This is a genomic window from Gordonia sihwensis NBRC 108236, from assembly GCF_000333035.1.
GTDB classification, from domain to species: domain Bacteria; phylum Actinomycetota; class Actinomycetes; order Mycobacteriales; family Mycobacteriaceae; genus Gordonia; species Gordonia sihwensis.
Window position 1 is genome coordinate 16,425 of the sequence record NZ_BANU01000014.1, and the last position, 20,234, is coordinate 36,658.

A 20,234-nucleotide genomic window follows, 5' to 3' on the forward strand; every position below is an offset into this window, starting at 1 on the left:
GAGATCTCTCCGACCCCCTCGCCGACCCGCACCATCGGTGTATCCATCGGATTACTTGGCGGTCTCGTTCGACACGCCGTCCAGCTCGGCGAGGAACCGGTCGACGGTTCCGGCCTGCTTGACGTCGTCCGACAGGGACGCACCGACCAGCTTCTCGGCCAGATCGACCGACAGCTTGCCGAGGTCACCGCGCAGTTCGGAGACGACCTGCTGACGCTGGGCGTCGAGCTGAGCCGCGCCGTTGGCGATGATCCGCTCGCTCTCGGTGGTTGCCTGAGCCTTCATGTCCGAGACGATCTGCGCACCCTGGGTGCGTGCCTCGTCGCGGATCGCCGCAGCCTCTTCACGAGCGCCTGCGAGCTGCTCGCGGTAGGCCGCCAGCTGCTGAGCCGCTTCGGCCTGAGCCGCCTCGGCGCGGGCGATACCGCCCTCGATCGTGTCGTGACGCTCGTCGAGCACCTTGCGGTACCGCGGGATGACGAACTTCCAGAAGACGAAGAGGACGACGGCGAAGGCGACCAGCGACCAGGTGATGTCGTACCACTCGGGAAGGAGCGGGTTATGGCTCTCGCTCTCTTCGGCGAGAATCAGACTGGTGTTGATCATGTCGTGGTCTCGTATCAGAAGATGAAGCCGGCGACGATACCGATCAGCGCCAGAGCCTCAGAGAGTGCGATACCGAGGAACATGGTGGTGCGGATCTGACCGGCCAGCTCGGGCTGACGGGCGATACCCTCGATGGCCTTGCCGGCCACGATGCCGACGCCGATACCGGGGCCGATGGCAGCGAGGCCGTAGCCGATCGCGCCGAAGCCCTTACCCGTGATGGTTTCGTCGGCCAGAGTCTGGGCGATGTAGCTCATCTTTGCGATTCCCTTTCTTGGTGGCTCCCCACCCGGTCGGGCGAGCGAGTCAGTCTGTTTCGGTCCGGCGCTCGTGCCGGCCCGAAGTATTCAGTTGGTCAGGACGAGTCGTGTCAGTGCGCGTCTGCGTGGATCGACTGGTCGATGTAGACCGCGGTCAGCAGAGCGAAGATGTACGCCTGCAGCGCGATGACCAGAAGTTCGAAGAAGGTGAAGCCGACGGCGGCGACGAGCGAGCCCAGTCCGGCGACGCTCCAGATGCCGCTCTTGTCGATGATGAAGAACTGCGTCGCGGCGAAGAACAGCGCGAGCATGATGTGGCCGGACAGCATGTTGGCCATGAGTCGGACGGTCAGCGTGAACGGCCGCAGAATGAAGGTCGAGACGAACTCGATCGGAACCAGCAGGAAGTGGATCGGCAGCGGCACACCGGGGAGCACGATCGAGGATCGGATGAAGCCGAAGAAGCCGAACTTGGCGATGCCCACCCAGCAGTAGGTGATGTAGGCGACCGCCGCCATCACCAGCGGCATGCCGATGCGTGCGTTGGTGGAGATGTTCAGGAACGGGATGATCGAGGTCAAGTTCAGGAAGATCGTCGCGAAGAAGATCGAGGCGATGATCGGCAGGAACTTGCGGCCGTTCTGCTTGCCGAGGATCTCCTCGGCGATGTTGATGCGCACCCAGTCGATGAAGCTCTCACCGACGTTCTGAAGACCACTCGGGACGATCTTGGGGCTGCGCAGAGCGAGCGCGAAAAACGCCGCGACGAGCACCGCCACGACGACTCGGATCAGCATGAGCCGGTCCATTCCCCACCAGGTGTCTTCTCCGAACAGCATCGGGGGGTAGAAGTCATCCAGGGACGGTGCGTGGAACTCGGCTGCGAGGGTGGCGCTCAGCGTTCTCTCCCGTTCTCGGGCCCGCACAACTTCTCAGCCGGCGGGTTCCATCGTTCAGTGTGCGAGGTGCCGCAGTGCATTGAACTGCACATTGCCGCATCGACCCGCGGTGAGCAGACTAGCAAGTCAGGATGGTCAGCGACCAATCCGGGGCGACAATATCTGCATATCGTCCCGATGCAATCGTTCTACTATCAGCCGTAGTAGCTGGTCAGGCGACCCTTCGTGATACTCGTCACATTCAGACCTCCGAGTCGGCGTCCGGACCCACATAGGTCTGCCGGGTGGTCAACACTCCCCACAGTTCGCTGCCCAGAACCAGAACGATCGCGCCGATCAGCATGCTGACCAGCGCGCCTTTGCTGTAGAAGGTCATATCCTTCAGAAGCGCGGTCACAGCGATCACGATCACCACCTTGACGAGGTATCCACCCATGAGGGCCCCCATCACCACGCTCGGTGACGCCTTCGCGGTGAGCAGGATGGTCAACACCGTGATGAGGATGAAGCCGCCGCCGATCGCTGCGCCCACCAGTACGCCCCACAACCCCGGAGTGCCCTTCCAGGGCCACCAGATCAGCAGGCCCGCGACGAGCAGCGCCCCGAGTCCGTAGAGGCCGTACTTGAGGCCGGCCCGCAGCGGCGCGGTGGGATCGGTGGCCTCGTCCAGCGCCCCCGAGTCGATGCCGCTCGCGGCCGGTTCGGGTGATTCGTTCTCGTCATTGGTCGACACGAGAGACCAGGTTAGCCAGCCGCCCCGCTATCGGGCGAACCGGCGGCTCAACCGCGGAGCGAAGGTCGCCGCCAGCGCGATGACCAGACCACCGAAGAACAGCGGCATCACCACCTCGAGAGGCAGCAGGCTGCCCGCCGCCACGGAGAAGGCCAGCACGCCGACCCACAGGTAGATCAGCAGCGCCACGCGTCGCTGCGAATGTCCGAGTTCGAGCAACCGGTGGTGAAGGTGCATCTTGTCCGGCGTGTAGAAGCCCACTCCGGCGCGCGTCCGCCGGATCACCGCCATGATCATGTCGAGCATCGGAATGAACATCACCGCCGCCACCAGGATCAGCGGCGAGAGCAGGGTGAACATATCCGCGGGGCCGTATGCGCTGCGGGCGACGCGGCCCGAGGCGCTCGTCGACGCGGCGGCGAGCATGAGTCCGATCAGCATGGCGCCCGAGTCGCCCATGAAGATCCGCGCCGGCGAGAAGTTGTGCGGCAGAAAGCCCAGGCACGCGCCGGCGAGAGCCACGGTGATCAGGGCCGGCGGGTAGTAACTCACGTCGCCGCCCTGGTCGTGGAGGAGTCCGAGGGAGAACAGGCAGATCGCACTGGCGGCGATGAGCCCGAGTCCGGCCGCGAGGCCGTCGAGTCCGTCGACGAAATTGATCGCGTTGATCGTGGTGACCGTGATGGCGACGGTGAGCAGGCCGGCCTGGAGCGGATCGAGGACCACCGTGCCGATGTCGGCGAACGGCACGTAGAGCAGGTACCAGCTGACGCCCATGATGACCAGGACGCCGGCGGCGGTGAGCTGTCCGACGAATTTGGTCAGCGCATCCAGGCCCCAGCGGTCGTCGATCACGCCGACGAGCACGATCACCAGTCCCGCGGTGATGACGGCCAGCATGTCGTGGGTGTACGAGAATCCGCGGTTCAAAGCGGGCAACTGTGCGGCCAGGCCGATCGCGCAGACGATGCCGATGTACATTCCGACACCGCCGAGCCGCGGCGTCGGGATCACATGGACGTCACGCTGCCGGGGAACGGCGACGGCGCCGAAGCGGACCGCACAGACCCGCACCAGCGAGGTCAGGAAGTACGTGATCCCCGCGGCGGTGAGGCCGACGAGCGCGAGTTCGCGCAAGGGCACGCCAGCACCGCCGCCGGACGACTCCAGCGCGTATTCGAGCACCGTCACCCCTCCCCCACGGCCGCCACGGCGGCGGTGATCGCCGCGCGGCGGGCCTCGTCGGACGGATCGGTCCGCATGGCGTCGAGCATGAGGTCGGCGATCTGCGGCATGTCCGCGGGCCGCAGTCCGTCGGCGGCGAGTACGGCCGTGCCGAAGCGGATGGCCGAGCCCTCGGAGACCGGCGCCTCGTCGAACGGGGTGACCGCCTTGTCGACGATGATCCGGCAGGCCGCCAGCCGCTTGGCCGCTTCCCGTCCGGTGATGCCGAGCGACGAGACCTCGATCACCGCCAGATGCGTGTCGGTGCCGCCCGAGACGGTGCGCAGCCCGCGGGCGCCCAGTTCGGTGGCCAGGGTGGCGGCGTCGTCTGCCACGTCGCGGGCATAGGCCGCGTACTCCGGGCGCAGGCACTCGCCGAACGCCACCGCCTTGGCCGCGATCGAGTGCATCGCCGGAGCACCCTGCATGAACGGGTACACCGCCCGCGAGAGCGAGTCCTCGTGTTCGGACCTGGCGAGCAGCAGTCCGCCGCGCGGTCCGCGCATCACCTTGTTGGTGGCGACCGTCACCACGTCGGCGTACGGCACGGGCGAGTCGAGCACCCCGCCGACGGCGAGACCGGCCAGATGCGCCGCGTCGACCCAGAGGATGCAGTCGGCCTCGTCGGCGATGGTGCGCATCGCCGCGAAGTCCCACGACCGGGAGTAGGACGTACCGCCCGCGACGAGAATCCGCGGCCGGTGGATCAGGGCCAGATCCCGGATCTGGTCGTAGTCGATCCGCTCGGTGTCGCGGCGGACCTCGTAGTTCAGGACACTGAACCAGCGTCCCGACAGGTTCGCGCGCGAGCCGTGTGACTGGTGGCCGCCGTGCTTGAGGTTCAGGGAGAGCACCTGATCGCCCGGCTGCGAGAACGCGGCGTACACCGCGAAGTTCGCGAGCGCCCACGACAGCGGCTGGACGTTGACGTAATCGGCGCCGAACAGCGTGTGCGCGCGGCTGATCGCGAGCTGCTCGACCTCGTCGACCACCTCCGCTCCGCCGTGGTACCGGTGGCCGGGATAGCCCTCGGCGTACTTGTCCGCCAGAATCGATCCGACCGCGGCCCGCACCGCGGGGGTGGCCGTCGACTCCGCGGCCACCATCTGCAGGCTGCCGCGCCGGCGCGTCTCCTCGCGCCGAAGCAGTTCGGCGATCTCCGGATCACTCGCCAGCGGATCGGTCACGGCCGTCCCCGGAGCTCATCCGCGTCCACGTCGAGCACTTCGGCGATGTCCTCGGCGGTGATCGCGCCCTCACGCAGAATGCGAGGGTCCGGGCCGGTGAGGTCGACGATCGTCGAGGCGACGGCATGGTCGGCCGGACCGCCGTCGAGATAGACCGACACCTTCTCCTGCAGCTGCTCGCGGGCCTGGTGCACCTGCACCGCCGGCGGATGGCCGGAGATATTGGCGCTGGAGACGGCCATCGGCCCGATCTCCCGCAGCAGCTCGATCGCGACCGGATGCAGTGGCATGCGGATCATCACGCTGCCCGAGGTGTCGCCGAGATCCCAGGCGAGAGACGGGGCCTGCTCCACCACCAGGCTCAAACCGCCCGGCCAGAAGGCCTGCACCAGCTCTCGGGCCTGCGGCGACACCGACCTGACGAGACCGTCCACGGTGTGCCACGAGCCCACCAGGACCGGTACCGGCATGTCCCGCCCGCGGCCCTTCGCCGCCAGCAGCGACGCGACCGCTTCGCTGTCGAATGCGTCGCACCCGAGTCCGTAGACCGTGTCGGTCGGCATCACGATGAGCCGCCCGGCGCGCACGGCTCCCACCGCCGCCCGGATTCCGGCTTCCCGCTCGTCTGGATCACTGCAATCGAACACCGCGCTCACGTATTCCATCCTTCCACGCCGTCGGCCCCCGATCGCGCAGGGTCACCGACGGCTGCTCGTACAGCGGTCACGAACCGGGGTCGCCCGGCGAGGTCGTCATGGGTGCGGACGGCGGCGAATCCGCCGGTCGCCGTCAGCGCGTCGCGCACCAGATCGGCGGTCGTGTCGTCGTGCTCGACGGCCACAAACGCGCCCACTCGCAGAGCCGAGGCGAGGATCGGCGCCAGTTGATCGATCAGGTCCATTCCGCAGTCGCCGGAGAAGACCGCCTCGGGCGGATCGTGCGCCACCTCCGGTGAGACCTCGGCGCCGGACGGAACGTACGGCGGGTTGCTCACGACGACGTGCGCCGAAGCCAGCAGGGGCGCGACCGCCGCGACATCGGTGACGTCGGCCCGCACCACGGCGACCCGTTCCGTGAGTCCGGTCGCCTCGAGGTTGCGTCGCAGATACGACAGCGCCCGCTCCGAGCGCTCGACGGCCGTCACCGTCGCGTCGGGTGCGCCGGCGGAGATCGCCAGGGCCAGCGCGCCGCTCCCGGAGCACAGGTCGACCACGCGGATCGGGTCGCCCGCACTCTCGCGGAGTTCGGCGATGCGGGCCAGTGCGCACTCCGCTAGCAACTCGGTCTCCGGCCGCGGAATGAAGACTCCCGGTCCCACCGTCAACTCCAGGCCCGCGAAGAATGCGCGAGAAGTGATGTGCTGCAAAGGAACCCGCGAGCAGCGTTGCTCCACGGCGGCAACGACGCGACTGCGCATCTCGGCAGGCACCTCATCGACGAGAAGCAGCCGTCCGGGATCCACCCCGAGCATCTGCGCCACCAGTTCGGCGGCCTCGGCACCGGCCGAGTCGATCCCGGCCTCGGCCAGCCGCACCGCCGCCCACCGGCGCAGAGCGTCGGCCGAACCGCCTTCGGGTGCCGTCACTGCTGCAGGCGTGCCTGCTTGTCGGCGTCGACGAGCGCGTCGAGCAGCGCGTCCATCTCACCGTCGAGCACCGAGTCGAGGTTGTTGGCCTTGTAGCCGATCCGGTGGTCGGTGATGCGGTTCTCCGGGAAGTTGTATGTGCGGATCCGCTCCGAACGGTCCACGGTCCGGATCTGCGCCTGCCGGCCGGCGGCGGCCTCGGCCTCGGCCTCCTCCTCCGCCAGGGCCTTGAGCCGCGCCGCGAGCACCTGCATGGCACGGGCCTTGTTCTGCAACTGCGAGCGCTCGTTCTGACAGGTCACGACGATGTTCGTCGGCAGGTGCGTGATGCGGACCGCCGAGTCGGTGGTGTTGACGCCCTGACCGCCCTTCCCGGAACTGCGGTAGACGTCGATCCGGAGGTCGGACTCGTCGATGTGGATCTCCTCCACCTCGTCGGGCTCCGGGTAGATCAGCACCCCGGCGGCCGATGTGTGGATCCGGCCTTGGGACTCGGTGACCGGAACCCGCTGAACCCGGTGGACACCGCCCTCGAACTTCAGCCGCGACCACACACCGTCGCGGAGCGTCTCCCGCGCCTTGATCGACACGGTGGCCTCCTTGTAGCCGCCGAGATCGGACTCGGTGACGCCCAGGACCGTCGCCTTCCAGCCGCGCTTCTCGCAGTACTTCAGGTACATGCGGACGAGGTCGGAGGCGAACAGCGCCGACTCCTCGCCACCCGCTCCCGACTTGACCTCGAGCACGACGTCGTCGGAATCGTGTGGATCGCGGGGCGCCAGCAGGTCGGTCAGCGCGGCGTCCAACTCGGCGACGGTCGACTCGAGCGCCGGGATCTCCTCGGCGAATCCCGGATCTGCCTCGGCGAGTTCCCTGGCCGCCTCGAGGTCGTCGCGCGCGGCCGTGAGCTTGGTGTAGGTGGTCATCACGGGTGCGAGTTCGGCGAACCGTTTGCCCACGCGGCGCGCGTTGGCCGGGTCGTCGTGCAACGACGGGTCGGACAACTGAGTCTGGAGTCCGGCGTGCTCGGCGAGGATGTCGTCGATCGCGGACGGTTCCTGCGTACTCACCTGATGATTCTCTTTCGTCCTAGGAGGCTCCACCCAGACACTCCGGCGTGCCGCGCCGCGCCAGACGGCGGCGTCGAACGACAGCGGGCGTTAACCGACGGTGGCGTTAAACGACGGTGGGCGTTAAACGACAGACGCCCGACTCGAGATCCGCTGGGATCTCTCGCCGGGCGCCGGATGCAAGCTACTTGACGCGCTTGCCGTAACGCTTCTCGAAGCGAGCCACACGACCGCCGGTATCGAGGATCTTCTGCTTGCCGGTGTAGAACGGGTGGCAGTTGGAGCAGACTTCCACGGTGATGTGGCCGCCCTTGGCGGTGCTGCGCGTGGTGAACTCATTGCCGCAACCGCAGTTGACGGTGGTCACCTCGTAGTCGGGATGGATTCCCTGCTTCATTGATGTCCCTTCATCATGGTCGCCGGGTCACCTCTGATTTTTCAGTGGTGTGAACCGGAACCGGACTGACCGAAGAATTATTCCACAACCCCGGTCACCCCGGCCAATCGCGCAGGTGCGAGGCCTGGCGGTCCTCCAGCGCGACAGCAGTCAGATCGCAGTGAGACCGGTCTCTCTTCCTGTCGGGCCCAACCGGAGCCGACCGCCGGACGGTCTACCCTCGTACTCGGACCGGCCCGGTCGAGGACGCCGTCCACCCCGCACCACGTCCCTGCGAGCCTCCGGGAGCACCGAGTACACATGACGACCGCGAATCCGACGAGTGATGCCGCAACCGCCCGCGCCTCGAAACGGCCTCGCTGGTCCCGCCGGAATCCGTACCCTGCGACCGTGGTGCGCAACAGCCTCCTGACGGCACCCGACAGCGACAGGGAGGTGCGCCACCTCGTACTCGACATCTCCGGCTCCGGGCTGGAGTACCTGCCAGGCGATGCCGTCAACGTCACCCCCGCCAACGAGCCGGCGCTGGTCGCCGCGATCGTCGACCGGCTCGGCGTTCCGGGCGACACGGTGATCACCGACCGCAAGGGTGAGCGGACGCTCACCAATGCACTCACACACGGTTTCGAGATCACCTCGGTCTCGCCGTACCTGCTCGATCACCTCGCGAACGCCCGCGGCGTCGGAGAGGTGGCCGACCTGCTGGCCGGCGACCGTGCCGCACTCGAAGAATGGTCGCGCGGCAGGGACGTCCTGGACCTGCTCAACCTGGACCCCACCTGGTTTCCGACGCCCGAGGCCTTCCTCGGCGAACTGCGCCCCCTCGCCGCCCGCACGTACTCGATCTCGTCGTCGCCTGCCGTCCACGAGGGAACCCTGCACCTGACGCCCGCCACCGTGCGACATTTCGCGACCGAGTTCTGGGGCGATGGCCGCGACCGCGGCGGCGCCGCGTCCACCTATCTCGCCGACCGCGTGGAACCCGGCGACACCGTGGGGATCTACGTGACGGCCAACAAGTCGTTCCGGCTGCCCGAGCCGGACACCGACATCATCATGGTGGGCCCGGGCACGGGCATCGCCCCGTTCCGTGCCTTTCTGCACGAGCGCCGCCAGGACAACGGCCGAGGACGCAACTGGCTGTTCCACGGTGCTCGACATCGCGACCAGGACTTCCTGTACCGCGACGAGATGTGGGCGATGGAAGCCGACGGGACCCTCCGGCTCGACGTCGCCTTCTCCCGCGAGCAGGACGAGAAGGTCTACGTCTCGCACCTCATGGGAGGACGGGGCGAAGAACTGTACAGCTGGATCCGCGACGGCGCGGTCCTCTACGTCTGCGGCGACGCCACCAAGATGGCACGCGACGTGGAGGAGACCCTGGTGGCGATCATTCGCGAGTACGGCGGCTTCGACGATGAGGGAGCACGCGCCGAACTCCAGCGGCTGCGCGAGTCGGGTCAGTACCGCCGCGACGTCTACTGACGCCGCACTCTCCCGAAACGCCCCTGTGCCGTACCCCGTGACCCGATTCGGGTCACGGAATACGGCACAGTGCACCACTCCGCGGTGGAGGCCTCAGTCGTTGTCGACGACGCTGGGCGCGTTCTTGCTCACCTGCATCAGGAACTCGACATTGCTCCGCGTCTTCTTGAGCTGCGCGACGAGCAGGTCGATCGCGGCCTGCGAGTCCAGTCCGGAGAGCAGACGGCGCAGTTTGTGGACGATGGCGAACTCATCCGGCGACAGCAGGAGCTCGTCCTTGCGCGTGCTCGACAGGTTGACGTCGACCGCGGGGAAGACGCGCCGCTCGGCGATCTTACGGTCGAGCTTCAGTTCGGCGTTGCCCGTGCCCTTGAACTCCTCGAAGATCACCGTGTCGCCCGTCGACCCGGTCTCGACCAGCGCCGAAGCGATGATCGTCAGCGATCCGCCGTTCTCGATGTTGCGCGCGGCACCGAGGAATCGCTTCGGCGGATACAGCGCCTGGGAGTCGACACCACCGGAGAGGATGCGGCCCGAGGCGGGCGATGCGTTGTTGTACGCGCGGCCGAGACGGGTGATCGAGTCGAGCAGCACGACGACGTCCATACCGTTCTCCACCAGCCGCTTGGCACGCTCGATCGCGAGCTCCGCGACGCTGGTGTGATCCGACGGCGGGCGGTCGAAGGTCGACGCGATGACCTCGCCCTTCACACTCCGCTGCATATCGGTGACTTCTTCGGGACGCTCGTCCACCAGCACCACCATCAGGTGGCATTCCGGATTGTTGGTGGTGATCGCGTTCGCGATGTCCTGCAGGATCGTCGTCTTACCGGCCTTCGGCGGGGAGACGATCAGCGCACGCTGCCCCTTGCCGATCGGCATGATCAGGTCGATGACGCGGGTGGAGATCCGTTCGGGCGTGGTCTCGAGCCGCAGTCGCTGATTCGGGTAGAGCGGAGTCAGCTTGGTGAAGTCGGGACGCTTGCGCGCCGAGTCGACGTCGGTGCCGTTGACGGTGTCCAGCCGCACCAGCGGATTGAACTTCTGCCGCTGGTTGTTGGGGTTCTCGCCCTCGCGCGGCACCTTCACGGCACCGGTGATCGCGTCACCGCGGCGCAGTCCGTTGCGGCGGACCATGTTCATCGATACGTAGACGTCGTTGGGTCCGGCCAGGTAGCCGGACGTCCGCACGAACGCGTAGTTGTCGAGCACGTCGAGGATGCCCGCCACCGGCGCGAGGACGTCGCCCTCGTTGACCTGGGGCTCCCCCGCGTTGCCGCCGTCGCGGTCGCGTCCGCGACGACGCTCGCGGAACCGGCGTCCGCGGCGACGACCACCGCCCTCGCCGTCGTCGTCATCGTTGTTGTTGCGGTTCTGGTTCTGACCGCCGCCCTGGTTGCCGCCCTGGCCCTGGTTGCCGCCCTGGTTCTTCTGACCCTGGTTCTGGTTCCCGCCCTGGTTCTGATTGCCCTGACCCGACTTATCGCCGCCGTCCTGGCTCTTGTCGCCCTGGTTCCGCTCTCCCCCGCGGTTCCGGTTGCGGTTGCGCCGGTTGCCGTCGCCGTCCTGCTCGCCGCGCTGCTGGGCGGGCTTCTCGTCGCGGCCCTGCTCGGTGTTGCGCTGGTCGGAGCCCTTCTGGTCGGAGCTCTTCTGGTCAGCGCTCTTCTGGTCAGCGCTGTCGGTCTGCGGAGCCTTCGCGGTCTGCGACGATCCACCGTCGCCCGCAGCATCGGCGCCGCGCCGGGCGTTGCGCCGTCCACCGGGCTGCTGATCGTTCGCGGCACGCTCGCCGGCCTGCGGCTTCTCCGGCGCAGACTTCGCTGCGTCAGACTTCGCTGCGTCGGACTTCTCTGCGGACTTCTCTGCACGCTTGTCCGCTGCGGCCTTCTCTGCGCCCTTGGCGGAGCCTGCTCCGCCGTGCTGATGAGCCCTGATCACGTCGATCAGATCGCCCTTGCGCATTCCCGACGTGCCCTTGATGCCCAGCTCAGCAGCCAGACTGCGGAGTTCGGGCAGCAGCATGGCGGAAAGTCCGGTACGGGCCCGCTTGGGTGCCTGCACATCCGTTTCGGTCACGGAATTCCTTTCGTTCCCCGGCTTCAGATGCCGGGGGCCCCACCCAGAACACGGGTGGAGGAGCAAAAATTGTTGGTTCGCCGGACAATCGGGTGGAGATCAGACACGCCCTGGGTCCCGGTGAAGCACTCTCAGCGTACCACCGGGTAGCCGCTGCGTCAGGAGACCACCTCGACGCCGTCCGCCACCGCGACGGGGATCATCGCGAAACCCAGATCGGCGGCGAGGTCTGCCTCGTGCGTTCCGAGGGGACTCGTTCCCAGCACCAGAACCGAAGGCCCAGCACCCGATACGGTAGCGGCGTGTCCGCGTTCGCGCAATGAATGCACCAGGCGAGTCGTCTCTGGAAGCGCCTGTTCGCGATAGCCCTGGTGCAGACGGTCCTCGGTGGCGTCGATCAGCCAGGCGGGATCGGTGGTCAGTGCCACGACTCCCAGTGCCGCGCGGCTGACGTTGAAGACCGCGTCCGCTCGCGGCACCGCGTCGGGAAGCAGGCCGCGCGTGGTCTCGGTGGACGACTCGGTCTGCGGCACGAATACCGTGGCCACCACCGCCGGATGCAACTCCAACCGGCGGGCGTAGAACGACTCCTGACCGTGCGACCACGTCACCACCGCCGAGCCCAGCACGGACGCCGCCGCATTGTCGGGATGGCCTTCGAACTCACTGGAGAGCTGCACCAGCGCAGCGTCGTCGAGGGCCGGGCGCCGACCGTCGAGGGCCACCAGCGCCGACGCCGCCGCGAGTCCGCCCACCGCTGCCGCGGCCGACGACCCCAGCCCGCGCGAGTGCGGGATCGCGTTGCGGCATTCGAGGTGGAAACCGCCGACTGCGACGCCGGCGCTCTCGAACCCCCGGACCACCGCGCGCGCCACCAAGTGGCGCTCGTCGAGCGGAACCTGGTCGGCGGCTTCGCCGGTCACCGCGACGGTGATGCCGGTTCCGGTGACGGTGACCGCGACCTCGTCGTAGATCGCGAGGGCCATGCCGAGGCAATCGAACCCCGGACCCAGATTCGCACTCGACGCCGGGACCTTCACTCGGACCGAAAGCCCCTCGGGCAGAATGCATTCCGCGTCGGGATGCCCGATCAGCGCGTCGTTGGTCATCGCCGTTTCCACGTCGTCAGTTCACACCCAGCGCAGTCGCCACGGCGACGGGATCGACCTGGATCGCATCCACCTTCGGCATGCCGAGCAGCGCCGTGTCCGGGTCCTTCAAACCGTTGCCGGTCACGGTGCACACCACGGTCTCCCCCGGCTTCACCCAGCCCTCCTCGCGGCTCGCGAGCAGGCCGGCGACGCTGGCGGCCGAGGCCGGCTCCACGAAGACGCCTTCGCGTCCGGCGACCAGCTTGTACGCCTCGAGGATCTTCTCGTCGGTGGCCGCCCGGAACATGCCGCCCGACTCGTCCTTGGCGGCGACGGCCTGGTTCCAGCTGGCCGGCGAGCCGATGCGGATCGCGGTCGCGATGGTCTCCGGGTCGCTCACCGGGGCTCCGTTGACCAGCGGCGCGGCACCGGCGGCCTGGACGCCGAGCATGCGCGGCAGGGAGTCGATGATCCCGTCGGAGTGGTACTCGCGGTAACCCTTCCAGTACGCGGTGATGTTTCCCGCGTTACCGACCGGGAGTGCGTGCACGTCGGGGGCCTTGCCGAGGACGTCGACGATCTCGAACGACGCCGTCTTCTGGCCCTCGATGCGGGCCGGGTTCACCGAGTTGACCAGCTCGATCTCCGGGTAGTCGGCGGTCACCTTGCGCGCGAGCTCCAGACAGTCGTCGAAGTTGCCCTGCACCTGGATCACCTTCGCGCCGTGCATGACGGCCTGAGCGAGCTTGCCCATCGCGATCTTGCCCTCGGGGATCAGCACCGCACAGGTGATTCCCGCGCGCGTCGCATACGCCGCAGCCGACGCCGACGTGTTGCCGGTCGAGGCGCAGAGGACCGCCTTCTTGCCGTTGTTGACGGCATTGGTGACGGCCATCGTCATACCGCGGTCCTTGAACGACCCGGTGGGGTTGAGCCCCTCCACCTTGAGGTAGACCTCGCAGCCGGTGATCTCCGAGAGCACCGGAGCCGCCACCAACGGCGTCGCGCCCTCCAGGAGGGTGACGATCTTCCAGTCGTCGCGCACCGGCATGCGGTCGCGGTAGGCCTCGATCAGGCCCGGCCATCCGCGGTGGACGGGCTGGTACTCGGCGTTAGTCATTGGTTCCCTCCAGACGGAGCACGCTGGACACCTTGATTACGGAGTCCATCTGTTCAAGTGCGGCAACGGTTTCCGACTGTGCGCGGTCGGAGGCGCGATGTGTGACGACGATCAGCCGGGCGTCGGTGCCCGCGCCCTCCTGGCGTACCGCGGCAATGCTGACGTCGCGCGCCGCGAACTCGCCCGCCACCTGCTGAAGGACTCCGGGCTTGTCGGCGACCTTCATCGAGACGTAGTAGCGCGTCGGGACCTCGTCGATCGACGCGATCGGCAGCGAGGCATACGTGGATTCCAGCGGACCGCGCCCGTGGTACACCCGGTTCCGGGCGGCCATCACCAGATCACCGAGCACCGCCGATGCGGTGGGTGCGCCGCCGGCGCCCTGACCGTAGAACATCAGGCGGCCGGCATTCTCCGCCTCCACGGCGACGGCGTTGAACGCGCCGTTGACGGTGGCGAGCGGGTGCTCCAACGGAACCAGCGCCGGGTAGACGCGGGCGGAGATCTTCTCCCCGTCGGCGGTCTGGATGCGCTCGCAGATGGCCAGGAGCTTCACCGTGCAGTCGAACTTCTTCGCCGCCTCGAGATCCTTCGAGGTGATCTTGGTGATCCCCTCGCGGTAGACGTCCGACGCGGTGACCCGGGAATGGAAGGCGATCGAGGCGAGAATCGCGGCCTTCGAAGCCGCGTCGTATCCTTCGACGTCCGCGGTGGGATCGGCCTCGGCGTAGCCCAGCCGGCCGGCCTCGGCGAGTACCTTGCCGTAGCCCGCGCCGGTCTCGTCCATCTCCGAGAGGATGTAGTTGGTGGTGCCGTTGACGATTCCGGCCACCCGATTCACCGAGTCGCCCGCGAGCGACTGGGTCAGCGGGCGGATCACCGGGATCGCGCCCGCGACCGCCGCTTCGAAGTACAGGTCGACCCGGTTGTCCTCGGCCGCCTTGGCCAGTTCGCCCGAGTGCGCGGCGATCAGCGCCTTGTTGGCGGTGACGACGGACTTGCCCGACTCCAGGGCGGTCTTGATGAGCGCGCGGGCCGGCTCGATGCCGCCGATCAGCTCGACCACCATGTCGACGTCGTCGCGGGCGACGAGGCTGTGCGGATCGTCGGTCAGCAACGCCGGATCGACGCCCTCGCGCGCTCGGGAGGCATCGCGCACCGCGACGCCCCGGAGCACGAGCGGCGCGCCGATCCGAGCCCGCAGGTCGGCGGCGTTCTGGGTCAGAATCCGAACGACCTCGGTGCCGACATTGCCCATGCCCAACACGGCCACGCCGATCGGACGGGATGATTCGCTCATTCCGGGTCCACCTCCAGGCTCAAGAAGTCCTCCACCGTCTCCCGCCTCAGCATGAGCCGGGACCGGCCGTCATTGACTGTCGCGACCGCCGCACGCGGCACCATGTTGTAGCGGCTCGACATGGAATAGCAGTAGGCGCCGGTGGCGCCCACCACGAGCAGATCGCCCGGGACCAGGTCGTCCGGCAGCCAGCAGTCGCGGATAACGATATCGCCGCTCTCACAGTGCTTGCCCACCACCCGGCAGACGACGGCCTTCGCGTCCGAGACCCGCGAGGCGAGCCGGACGTCGTACTCGGCGTCGTAGAGCACCGTGCGGATGTTGTCGCTCATGCCGCCGTCGACCGAGACGTACCGGCGCACGGTGTTCCCGTCGAGTGCGACGTCCTTGACGGTTCCCACCCGGTACAGCGTCACGCCCGCCGGCCCCGCGATCCCGCGACCGGGTTCGACCGCGATGGTCGGCATCGGCAGGTTCAGCGCGGCCGACTCGCGGCGGACGATCTCCGCCAGGGCCTCGGCCAGCACACTGACCGGCGGCGGGTCGTCGCTCTCCAGGTATGAGATGCCGAGACCGCCGCCGAGGTCGAGCACCTTGAGCTGCGAGGTCTTCTCGACCCCGAACTCGGCGACGATGTCGGCGAGCAGGCCGATCACCCGGCGTGCGGCGAGCTCGAATCCGTCGATCTCGAAGATCTGCGAGCCGATGTGGCTGTGCAGCCCCACCAGACGCAGGTTGTCGGCGGCGAAGACCGCGCGAACCGCGTCGAGCGCCACACCGCCGGCGAGTGCGAAACCGAACTTCTGGTCCTCGTGCGCCGTCGAGATGAACTCGTGAGTGTGCGCCTCGACGCCCGGAGTCACCCGGACCAGCACGTCGGCGACCACTCCCCGTTCACCGGCGAGACGGTCCAGACGCTCGATCTCGATCATCGAGTCCAGGACGATGTCCCCGACACCCGCGTCGAGTGCCGCCGCCAGTTCGTCCTCGGCCTTGTTGTTGCCGTGCAGTGCGATGCGCTCGGCGGGGAATCCCGCGTGCAGCGCCACCGCCAGTTCGCCTCCGGAGCAGACGTCGAGCGAGAGGCCCTCGGACTCGATCCACTTCGCGACCTGCGAGGAGAGAAAGGCCTTCGACGCGTAGTGCACGCGGCCGTACGGCCCGAACGCCCGCTGCATGTCGGCGCAGCGCGACCGGAAGTCCGCTTCGTCGTACACGAACAGCGGGGTGCCGTACTGCTCGGCGAGCCGGTCGACCCGGACTCCGCCGATCGTCACGACGCCGTCCTCGTCGCGGACGGTCCCACGCGGGTAGACGTTCTCCGGGATACGGGAGAGCTCTTCGGGGCGGTTGGGGCGCTCCGCGAGATGCGGAGCGGCGAGGATCTCGGCGTGGCGGGGGCCGGCGGGGTGTGCCATCACATTCTCTCCGGAGCGCTGACGCCGACCAGCTCGAGGCCGTTGGCGAGGACTTGGCGGGTGGCTTCGCAAAGCGCGAGCCGGGCGGCGTGCACATCGCCCGCCTCCTCGTCGCCCTGCGGGAGGACGCGGCAGCGCGCGTAGAACCGGTGATAGGCACCGGCCAGCGACTCCAGGTAGCGGGAGACCCGATGCGGTTCGCGCAGTGCGGCGGCGGTGGCGACCACCTCGGAGAAGTCGCCGATGGTGCGGATCAGATCGCCCTCGGACTCGTCGTCGAGAAGCTCCAGACGCGCGGTGCTCGCCGACAACCCGAGCTCGGCCGCGTGACGGGCCAGCGCCGACAGCCGGGCATGCGCGTACTGCACGTAGTAGACCGGGTTGTCGGAGGACTGCTTGCGCAGCAGATCGAGGTCGATGTCGATGTTGACGTCGATCGACGAGCGGATGAGCGCGTAGCGGGCGGCGTCGACTCCGACCGCCTCGACGAGGTCGTCGAGCGTGATGACGGTTCCCGCGCGCTTGGACATCCGGACCGGCTGTCCGTCCCTCACCAGATTCACCATCTGCCCGATGAGGACCTCGACGGCTTCGGGGTCGTATCCCAGCGCGGCGGCTGCGGCCTTCAGCCGAACCACGTAGCCGTGGTGATCGGCGCCGAGCATGTAGATGAGGTGATTGGCGCCGCGGTCGTGCTTGTCCTTGAGGTAGGCGATGTCGCCGGCGATGTAGGCGGCGTTCCCGTCGCTCTTGATGACGACGCGGTCCTTGTCGTCGCCGTAATTCGTCGACCGCAGCCACCAGGCGCCTTCGGCCTCGTACAGGTTCCCGTTGGCCTTGAGCTCGTCGATCGCCTGCTCGACGAGGCCTCGATCGAACATCGAGTTCTCGTGCGTGTAGACGTCGAAATCGGTGCCGAACTCGTGCAGCGTCCGCTTGATGTGCGCGAACATGAGCTCCACGCCCTCGGCACGGAAGACCTCCCGCGCCTCCGCGACCGGCAGCTCGAGGACTCCGGGCGACTTCTCGACGACGGTCGCGGCGATCTCGTCGATGTACTCGCCGGCGTACCCGTCGTCGGGGGTCGGCTCGCCCTTGGCCGCGGCCAGCAGCGAGTTCGCGAACCGGTTGATCTGCTCGCCGTGGTCGTTGAAGTAGTACTCGCGCGTCACCTTCGCGCCGCGTGCGGTGAGCACGCGCCCTAGTGCGTCGCCCACCGCGGCCCAGCGTGTGCCGCCGAGGTGGATGGGGCCGGTGGGATTGGCGGACACGAACTCCAGGTTCACGTTCAGCGCCGAGAGCTCATCACCGCGGCCGTACGCATCCCGCTGTGCGAGGACGGCGGCGACCGTCTGATTCTGTGCGGCCGCAGCCAAGCGCAGATTGACGAATCCGGGTCCGGCGACCTCCGCGGAGTCGATGCCGGGGTCGGTCGCGAACTCGTCGGCCAGCCACGTCGCCAGTTCGCGCGGATTGGCTCCCGCGCGCTTGCCCAGTTGCAGGGCGATGTTGGTGGCGTAATCGCCGTGCTCCGGGCTGCGCGGACGCTCCACGACCACGGTCTCCGGAATCAACGACGTATCGAGGTCATGAGCGTGGAAGACCTTCTGCGTCGCAGCGCGAAGCAGAGCAGCGAGTTCGGTGGGAGTCACGGGAACCTATCTTATTGTCCCAGGTGCGGTTCACGACAATCGGACCTCGGTGCCGGGAATCGGCGCTGTCCGAGGCCCCACCCGCCGGGCGAAGTGCTCAGGGCAGGTTCAGCTGCCAGGACACTCCGAATCGGTCGTTGACCCAGGCGAAGGCCTGCGAGAAGCCGTAGTCGCCGATCGGCATCAAGACCCCGCCGCCTTCGCCGAGAAGTGCGGCGAGACGCTCGAGCTCGGCGCGATCGTCGACGTCGACGAACAGCGAACTCGACGGGGTGAAATCGAAGGCGTGGCCGACGGCGCTGTCGCTGACCAGCACCCGCAGACCGGCGAGATCGAGTTCGGCGAGCATGATGCCCTGGGCCGGGTCGGCGTGCGGCGTGGACGTGACCACGCGTCCGCCGGGGAATGCGGAGAGGTACAGGTCGATCGCGTCGGCGGCGACGGCCCCCTGGAACATGAGGAACGGACGGATCTGCGTCATGACGCGAGCGTAGTGGCGGTAGCGCGGTTCAGCAGCCGAGCAGGGTCGCGAGTTCGTCGATGCCGCGAACGTGGAAGCGATCGTCGGGGCAGTGCGCCTCCGGCTTGGGCTCCGGACCCCATTCCGCGGGCCGCTCCACATACGCCGTCTGCAGGCCGAATCCACGCGCCGCGGCGAGATCGGTCACGTGCGTCGCGACCATCAGGACCTCACCGGGATCCACCCGCATCAGCCGCGCGAGCCCGAGGTACACCTCACCGGACGGTTTGTAGTGGCGCCAGAGGTCCGAGCCGCCGATGAAGTCCCAGGGCAGACCCGCGGACTTGGCCATCTCGGTCAGGAGTGCCACGTTGCCGTTGCTCAGGGCGCAAATCGTGTACCTCTCCTTGAGGCGACGGAGTCCCTCGGGCGAATCCGGCCACGCCGGGAGGACGTGCCACGCGTGCACCGCGGCGTCCAGCTGATCGGCACCGGCCCGGATTCCGTGCTCTTCGCGCAGCAGCCGGTCGAGTGATTCGCGATGCAGATCGTCGAGCAGCGTCCAGTCCCGGCTCCCCTGTTCCACCTCGGCCAGTGCCGGCGCGTAGGTTCGTCGCCAGGAACGCGCCAGCGCCGAGGCGTCGATCTCCGGAAAGATCTGAGCCAGAACACGACTGACCCCGGTATGCCAGTCGGCCACCGTCCCGAAGGTGTCGAAGGCGATCACTTTCACCGAGGGCGCGCCGGTAGTCGAAGTCACCCGGTCAGTGTCGCATCGCCGGCACGTGAGTACTCGGACGCCTCCCGGATCTGTTCCGGCGTCGGCGTCACTCCGGTGTAGAGCGCGAACTGCGCCGCGGCCTGGCCGGCGATCACCGCGTCTCCGCTGATCGTCTCGAGTCCGCGTGCCCGCATCGCCCGCACCATCGGCGTGTCGGGCGGCATCGCCACCACGTCGAGACAACCGGTCGCCGCGTCGACGAGAGCCTCGTCGAACGGCAGCGCGTCGGCGTCCGGTCCCCCGGCCATGCCGATCGGCGTCGCGTTGACGAGAGTTGCGGGGGCGAGTCCCGCTGCGTTGACCGCATGCCGGTAGCCGTATCGCGCGGCGAGCACGGCACCGGCGGCCCGGTTGCGCGCGACCACGGTCACATCGGTGAAGCCGGTCGCACGCAGCGCCGCGACCACCGCCTTCGCCATTCCGCCGCTTCCGGCGACGGCCACCGGCGCGGTGCGATCGAAGCGCGAGGCGGCCAGCAGGTCGGCGACCGCCTGATAGTCGGTGTTGTACGCGTGGAGCACGCCGTCGTCGTTGACGATCGTGTTCACCGAGTCGATGGCCGCGGCCGACTCCTCCATCACGTCGATCAGGTCGATCACCGCCTCCTTGTACGGCATCGACACCCCGGCACCGCGGATCGGGAGGCCACGGATCCCGGCCACCGCCGAGGCGATGTCGGTCGGCGCGAAGGCCTTGTAGACGAAGTTCAGGCCCAACCGGTTGTAGAGATAGTTGTGGAAGCGGGTCCCGATGTCGGACGGCCGCGCCGCCAGCGAGACGCACAGCACGGTGTTTCGGTTGAGAGCGCGGGAATGCGGGGCGGTCATGGACCGACCGTAGCGGGCAGCCGGTGCCACGAGCCACCGAGCCGGCGACCGATTCGCTCTGAA

General features: G+C 68.0%; 20 protein-coding genes. 1 reads left to right on the plus strand and 19 read right to left on the minus strand.

Annotated elements, in window-relative coordinates; translation table 11 throughout:
* Positions 1 to 51 precede the first annotated feature (51 nt).
* The 10 genes from GSI01S_RS09855 to rpmE all read right to left on the minus strand — a co-directional run bounded on the left by GSI01S_RS09855 (position 52) and on the right by rpmE (position 7,961).
* Positions 52 to 606, minus strand: coding sequence for a F0F1 ATP synthase subunit B (locus tag GSI01S_RS09855; protein WP_006896402.1), 555 nt, complete (start codon positions 604 to 606; stop codon positions 52 to 54).
* A gap of 14 nt (positions 607 to 620) precedes the next feature.
* Entirely contained in the window at positions 621 to 863 is a 243-nt protein-coding gene (locus tag GSI01S_RS09860; protein WP_006896403.1) for an ATP synthase F0 subunit C, read from the minus strand.
* A gap of 113 nt (positions 864 to 976) precedes the next feature.
* A complete protein-coding gene (atpB, locus tag GSI01S_RS09865) occupies positions 977 to 1,705 on the minus strand; it encodes a F0F1 ATP synthase subunit A (protein ID WP_231875735.1) in 729 nt (242 codons plus the stop codon).
* A 301-nt stretch (positions 1,706 to 2,006) separates the two neighbouring features.
* Positions 2,007 to 2,498: a Cg1360 family ATP-synthase-associated protein gene (locus GSI01S_RS09870; RefSeq protein WP_006896405.1), complete on the minus strand. Its 492-nt coding sequence runs from the start codon at positions 2,496 to 2,498 to the stop codon at positions 2,007 to 2,009.
* A 27-nt stretch (positions 2,499 to 2,525) separates the two neighbouring features.
* On the minus strand, positions 2,526 to 3,683 hold the full coding sequence (locus tag GSI01S_RS09875; RefSeq protein ID WP_006896406.1) for a glycosyltransferase family 4 protein: 1,158 nt from the start codon (positions 3,681 to 3,683) through the stop codon (positions 2,526 to 2,528).
* A 2-nt stretch (positions 3,684 to 3,685) separates the two neighbouring features.
* Entirely contained in the window at positions 3,686 to 4,909 is a 1,224-nt protein-coding gene (gene glyA, locus GSI01S_RS09880) for a serine hydroxymethyltransferase (RefSeq protein ID WP_006896407.1), read from the minus strand.
* Positions 4,906 to 5,565 carry an L-threonylcarbamoyladenylate synthase gene (locus tag GSI01S_RS09885; RefSeq protein ID WP_039867458.1) on the minus strand — a complete coding sequence of 220 codons (660 nt, stop codon included), beginning with the start codon at positions 5,563 to 5,565 and terminating at the stop codon, positions 4,906 to 4,908. The genes glyA and GSI01S_RS09885 overlap by 4 nt, the downstream gene beginning before the upstream one ends.
* Positions 5,562 to 6,494, minus strand: a complete 933-nt coding sequence (prmC, locus tag GSI01S_RS09890; RefSeq protein WP_006896409.1) for a peptide chain release factor N(5)-glutamine methyltransferase — start codon at positions 6,492 to 6,494, stop codon at positions 5,562 to 5,564. Before prmC ends, GSI01S_RS09885 begins: the two co-directional genes overlap by 4 nt.
* Positions 6,491 to 7,564 carry a peptide chain release factor 1 gene (prfA, locus tag GSI01S_RS09895; protein ID WP_006896410.1) on the minus strand — a complete coding sequence of 358 codons (1,074 nt, stop codon included), beginning with the start codon at positions 7,562 to 7,564 and terminating at the stop codon, positions 6,491 to 6,493. Before prfA ends, prmC begins: the two co-directional genes overlap by 4 nt.
* Before the next feature lie 184 nt (positions 7,565 to 7,748).
* Positions 7,749 to 7,961, minus strand: a complete 213-nt coding sequence (rpmE, locus tag GSI01S_RS09900) for a 50S ribosomal protein L31 (RefSeq protein ID WP_006896411.1) — start codon at positions 7,959 to 7,961, stop codon at positions 7,749 to 7,751.
* 300 nt (positions 7,962 to 8,261) lie between these two features.
* Between rpmE and GSI01S_RS09905 the strand changes: the two genes are divergently transcribed.
* On the plus strand, positions 8,262 to 9,446 hold the full coding sequence (locus GSI01S_RS09905; protein WP_006896412.1) for a diflavin oxidoreductase: 1,185 nt from the start codon (positions 8,262 to 8,264) through the stop codon (positions 9,444 to 9,446).
* Between the two features lie 93 nt (positions 9,447 to 9,539).
* On the opposite strand, the gene rho is transcribed toward GSI01S_RS09905, so the two are convergent.
* The 9 genes from rho to GSI01S_RS09950 all read right to left on the minus strand — a co-directional run bounded on the left by rho (position 9,540) and on the right by GSI01S_RS09950 (position 20,171).
* A complete protein-coding gene (gene rho, locus GSI01S_RS09910) occupies positions 9,540 to 11,468 on the minus strand; it encodes a transcription termination factor Rho (protein WP_217997340.1) in 1,929 nt (642 codons plus the stop codon).
* A 212-nt stretch (positions 11,469 to 11,680) separates the two neighbouring features.
* On the minus strand, positions 11,681 to 12,631 hold the full coding sequence (gene thrB, locus GSI01S_RS09915) for a homoserine kinase (RefSeq protein WP_039867429.1): 951 nt from the start codon (positions 12,629 to 12,631) through the stop codon (positions 11,681 to 11,683).
* Positions 12,632 to 12,647: 16 nt separating this feature from the next.
* Entirely contained in the window at positions 12,648 to 13,733 is a 1,086-nt protein-coding gene (gene thrC, locus GSI01S_RS09920; RefSeq protein WP_006896415.1) for a threonine synthase, read from the minus strand.
* Positions 13,726 to 15,033, minus strand: a complete 1,308-nt coding sequence (locus GSI01S_RS09925) for a homoserine dehydrogenase (RefSeq protein ID WP_006896416.1) — start codon at positions 15,031 to 15,033, stop codon at positions 13,726 to 13,728. Before GSI01S_RS09925 ends, thrC begins: the two co-directional genes overlap by 8 nt.
* Positions 15,030 to 16,454 (minus strand): diaminopimelate decarboxylase, encoded by a 1,425-nt coding sequence (lysA, locus tag GSI01S_RS09930; RefSeq protein WP_174302286.1) that lies wholly within the window; start codon positions 16,452 to 16,454, stop codon positions 15,030 to 15,032. Before lysA ends, GSI01S_RS09925 begins: the two co-directional genes overlap by 4 nt.
* Positions 16,451 to 18,103: an arginine--tRNA ligase gene (gene argS, locus GSI01S_RS09935; protein WP_006896418.1), complete on the minus strand. Its 1,653-nt coding sequence runs from the start codon at positions 18,101 to 18,103 to the stop codon at positions 16,451 to 16,453. The genes lysA and argS overlap by 4 nt, the downstream gene beginning before the upstream one ends.
* A 97-nt stretch (positions 18,104 to 18,200) precedes the next feature.
* Complete coding sequence (locus GSI01S_RS09940; RefSeq protein WP_006896419.1) at positions 18,201 to 18,584, minus strand: VOC family protein; 384 nt, start codon at positions 18,582 to 18,584, stop codon at positions 18,201 to 18,203.
* A gap of 28 nt (positions 18,585 to 18,612) precedes the next feature.
* Positions 18,613 to 19,323 carry a haloacid dehalogenase type II gene (locus GSI01S_RS09945; protein ID WP_233500088.1) on the minus strand — a complete coding sequence of 237 codons (711 nt, stop codon included), beginning with the start codon at positions 19,321 to 19,323 and terminating at the stop codon, positions 18,613 to 18,615.
* The gene (locus GSI01S_RS09950) at positions 19,320 to 20,171 is read right to left on the minus strand and encodes a shikimate 5-dehydrogenase (RefSeq protein ID WP_006896421.1); all 852 of its coding nucleotides are present in this window, start codon (positions 20,169 to 20,171) and stop codon (positions 19,320 to 19,322) included. Before GSI01S_RS09950 ends, GSI01S_RS09945 begins: the two co-directional genes overlap by 4 nt.
* Between the last annotated feature and the right edge of the window lie 63 nt (positions 20,172 to 20,234).